This is a genomic window from Nocardia sp. NPDC058497 (assembly GCF_042720195.1).
Taxonomy (GTDB): Bacteria; Actinomycetota; Actinomycetes; order Mycobacteriales; family Mycobacteriaceae; genus Nocardia.
The window spans coordinates 1-2,949 of the sequence record NZ_JBHXMY010000672.1 but is presented as its reverse complement, the minus strand read 5'-3'; the positions used below and the strand labels follow the sequence as shown (position 1 = coordinate 2,949).

The following is a 2,949-nucleotide window of genomic DNA, read 5'->3' as shown; positions in this document are numbered from 1 at the left end:
CGGATGCCCTTTACGTTCGGCGAACTCAAGGCCGACTGGATGGCCTTACGCATCGCGCGACGGAACGCCACACGGTTGGACAGCTGCTCGGCGACACCCTGAGCAACCAGCTGCGCATCCGACTCGGGGTTCTTGACCTCGAGGATGTTCAGCTGAACCTGCTTCTTGGTGAGCTTCTCCAGCTCGGCGCGGATGCGGTCGGCCTCCGCGCCACGGCGACCGATCACGATGCCGGGACGCGCGGTGTGGATATCCACACGGACGCGATCACGGGTGCGCTCGATCTCGACCTTCGAGATGCCTGCCCGCTCCATGCCGGTGGCGAGGAGCTTGCGGATCTGAACGTCTTCCTTCACGTATTCCGCGTACTGCTTGTCCGCGTACCAACGCGACTTCCAGTCGGTGGTGATACCGAGGCGGAAGCCATGGGGGTTGATTTTCTGTCCCATTTACTTTGCCCCTCCCTTCCGGCGGCTACGAGTGGCAGCGCCGGCAGTGGGCACGCTCTCGACCTCGATGGTGATGTGGCTCGTGCGCTTGCGGATCCGGAACGCGCGGCCCTGGGCCCGCGGCTGGAAACGCTTCATGGTGGCACCCTCGTCGACGAAAGCCGTCGAGATGACCAGGGTGGCCGGGTTGAGGCCGAGGTTGTTCTCGGCGTTCGCCGCGGCACTGGCCACGACCTTGGCAACCGGCTCGCTCGCGGCCTGCGGCGCGAACTTCAGGATCGCCAGGGCGTCCTCGACACGCTTGCCGCGGACCAGGTCCACGACGCGACGCGCCTTCATCGGGGTGACCCGCACGTGCTTGGCGGTGGCGCGGGCAGTCGGGTTCTGAACAGTTTCAGTCATCGCCGCTTGCTCTTCCGGTCGTCCTTGACGTGGCTCTTGAACGTCCTGGTCGGCGCGAACTCACCGAGCTTGTGGCCGACCATGTTGTCCGACACGAACACCGGGACATGCTTGCGACCGTCGTGGACGGCGAAAGTGTGGCCGATGAAATCGGGGATGATGGTCGAGCGACGCGACCAGGTCTTGATGACCTGCTTCGTGCCCTTTTCGTTCTGCACGTCCACCTTCGCGAGGAGGTGGTCGTCGACGAACGGGCCCTTCTTGAGGCTGCGTGGCATTTCTTACCTCCTCCTTAGCGCTTCTTGCCGGTCTTGCGGCGGCGAACGATGAGCTTGTCGCTCGGGCGGTTGGGCTTGCGGGTGCGGCCCTCAGGCTGACCCCACGGGGAGACCGGGTGGCGACCACCGGAGGTCTTACCCTCACCACCACCGTGCGGGTGGTCGACCGGGTTCATGACGACACCACGGACGGTAGGACGACGGCCCTTCCAGCGCATACGGCCGGCCTTGCCCCAGTTGATGTTCGACTGCTCGGCGTTGCCGACCTCGCCGACGGTGGCGCGGCAGCGCACGTCGACACGGCGGATTTCACCGGAGGGCATACGCAGGGTCGCGTACGGCCCTTCCTTGCCAAGCAGCTGGATGCTCATGCCTGCGGCACGGGCCATCTTGGCGCCGCCGCCCGGACGCAGCTCCACGTTGTGGATCGTGGTACCGGTCGGGATGTTGCGCAGCGGCAGGTTGTTGCCCGGCTTGATGTCGGCCGTGGGGCCGGACTCGATCGGGCTGCCCTGCTGGATGCCCTTCGGCGCGATGATGTAGCGCTTCTCGCCGTCGGCGAAGTGCAGCAGTGCGATGTTGGCGGTGCGGTTGGGGTCGTACTCGATGTGCGCGACCTTGGCCGGGATGCCGTCCTTGTCCAGGCGACGGAAGTCGATGACACGGTAGGCACGCTTGTGACCGCCACCGCGGTGACGCGTGGTGATGCGACCGTGCGCGTTACGACCACCGGACTTGGTGAGCGGGCGCAGCAGCGACTTCTCCGGCGTCGACCGGGTGATCTCGGCGAAGTCCGAGACGCTGGAGCCACGACGGCCCGGCGTTGTCGGCTTGTACTTACGGATTGCCATGAGTTCTTCTCTACTTTCTGGATGACCAGCCGCTTACGCGACCGGGCCTCCGAAGATCTCGATGGGCTTGCTGTCGGCCGAGATGGTCACGAGCGCGCGCTTGGTGTCCTTGCGCTTGCCGTAACCGAAGCGGGTCCGCTTGCGCTTGCCCTGACGGTTGGCGGTGTTGACGCTGGTGACCTTGACGCCGAAAACCTTCTCGACGGCGATCTTGATCTGCGTCTTGTTCGAATCCGGGTGCACCAGGAAGGTGTAGGTGCCTTCCTCGATCAGTCCGTAGGACTTCTCCGAGATGACCGGTGCGAGCAGGATGTCGCGGGGGTCGGCGATGGTGCTCACTTGCTCTCCTCCTGGGCCGCCTCGGCGGGACCGTGAACGAACGCGTTCAGGGCCTCGACGCTGAACACCAGTTCGTCGCTGTTGAGGACGTCGTAGGTGTTGAGCTGGTCCGGGGCGATCGGCAGCACGTTCTGCAGGTTCGCCACGCTCTTCCACGCGGCGACGTCCTCGCGACCGACGACGACCAGGAACTTCTTGCGGTCCGACAGCTCGGACAGGAAGCTCTTGGCGGCCTTGGTCGACGGGGTCTGACCCGCGACCAGCTCGGTGATCACGTGGATGCGCTCGTTGCGGGCCCGGTCGGACAGGGCGCCACGCAGGGCGGCGGCCTTCATCTTCTTGGGGGTCCGCTGGCTGTAGTCACGCGGCTGCGGGCCGTGGACGGTGCCACCGCCGGCGAACTGCGGCGCACGGGTCGAACCCTGGCGGGCGCGGCCGGTGCCCTTCTGGCGGTACGGCTTGCGGCCACCGCCACGGACCTCGCCGCGGGTCTTGGTCGAGTGCGGGCCCGGCCGCGCCGCGGCGCGCTGAGCCACGACGACCTGGTGCATCCGCGCCAGGTTGGGCTCGACGCCGAAGATCGCGGCGGGCAGCTCGACCGACCCGTCGGCCGAACCGGCCGGGGTACGG

Annotated in this window: 6 protein-coding genes; all 6 read right to left on the bottom strand. The window is 66.5% G+C overall.

Going from position 1 to position 2,949, the window contains the following annotated elements:
- On the bottom strand, positions 1–449 hold a 449-nt coding region (gene rpsC, locus ACFWPJ_RS29255), incomplete at its 3' end, for a 30S ribosomal protein S3 (protein ID WP_378856191.1).
- A complete protein-coding gene (rplV, locus tag ACFWPJ_RS29250; RefSeq protein WP_378856189.1) occupies positions 450–851 on the bottom strand; it encodes a 50S ribosomal protein L22 in 402 nt (133 codons plus the stop codon).
- Positions 848–1,129, bottom strand: coding sequence for a 30S ribosomal protein S19 (rpsS, locus tag ACFWPJ_RS29245; protein ID WP_019045020.1), 282 nt, complete (start codon positions 1,127–1,129; stop codon positions 848–850). Before rpsS ends, rplV begins: the two co-directional genes overlap by 4 nt.
- 14 nt (positions 1,130–1,143) lie before the next feature.
- Entirely contained in the window at positions 1,144–1,980 is an 837-nt protein-coding gene (gene rplB, locus ACFWPJ_RS29240; protein WP_019045019.1) for a 50S ribosomal protein L2, read from the bottom strand.
- A gap of 33 nt (positions 1,981–2,013) precedes the next feature.
- Positions 2,014–2,319, bottom strand: coding sequence for a 50S ribosomal protein L23 (rplW, locus tag ACFWPJ_RS29235; protein ID WP_019045018.1), 306 nt, complete (start codon positions 2,317–2,319; stop codon positions 2,014–2,016).
- The coding region (rplD, locus tag ACFWPJ_RS29230) for a 50S ribosomal protein L4 (RefSeq protein WP_378856187.1) at positions 2,316–2,949 on the bottom strand (634 nt) is incomplete at its 5' end. The genes rplD and rplW, both read right to left, overlap by 4 nt.

What these genes read in the sequence shown, in the direction of transcription:
- rpsS (WP_019045020.1), bottom strand. Translation starts at nt 1,129, where the DNA reads ATGCCACGCAGCCTCAAGAAGGGCCCGTTCGTCGACGACCACCTCCTC.
- rplB (WP_019045019.1), bottom strand. Translation starts at nt 1,980, where the DNA reads ATGGCAATCCGTAAGTACAAGCCGACAACGCCGGGCCGTCGTGGCTCC.
- rplV (WP_378856189.1), bottom strand. Translation starts at nt 851, where the DNA reads ATGACTGAAACTGTTCAGAACCCGACTGCCCGCGCCACCGCCAAGCAC.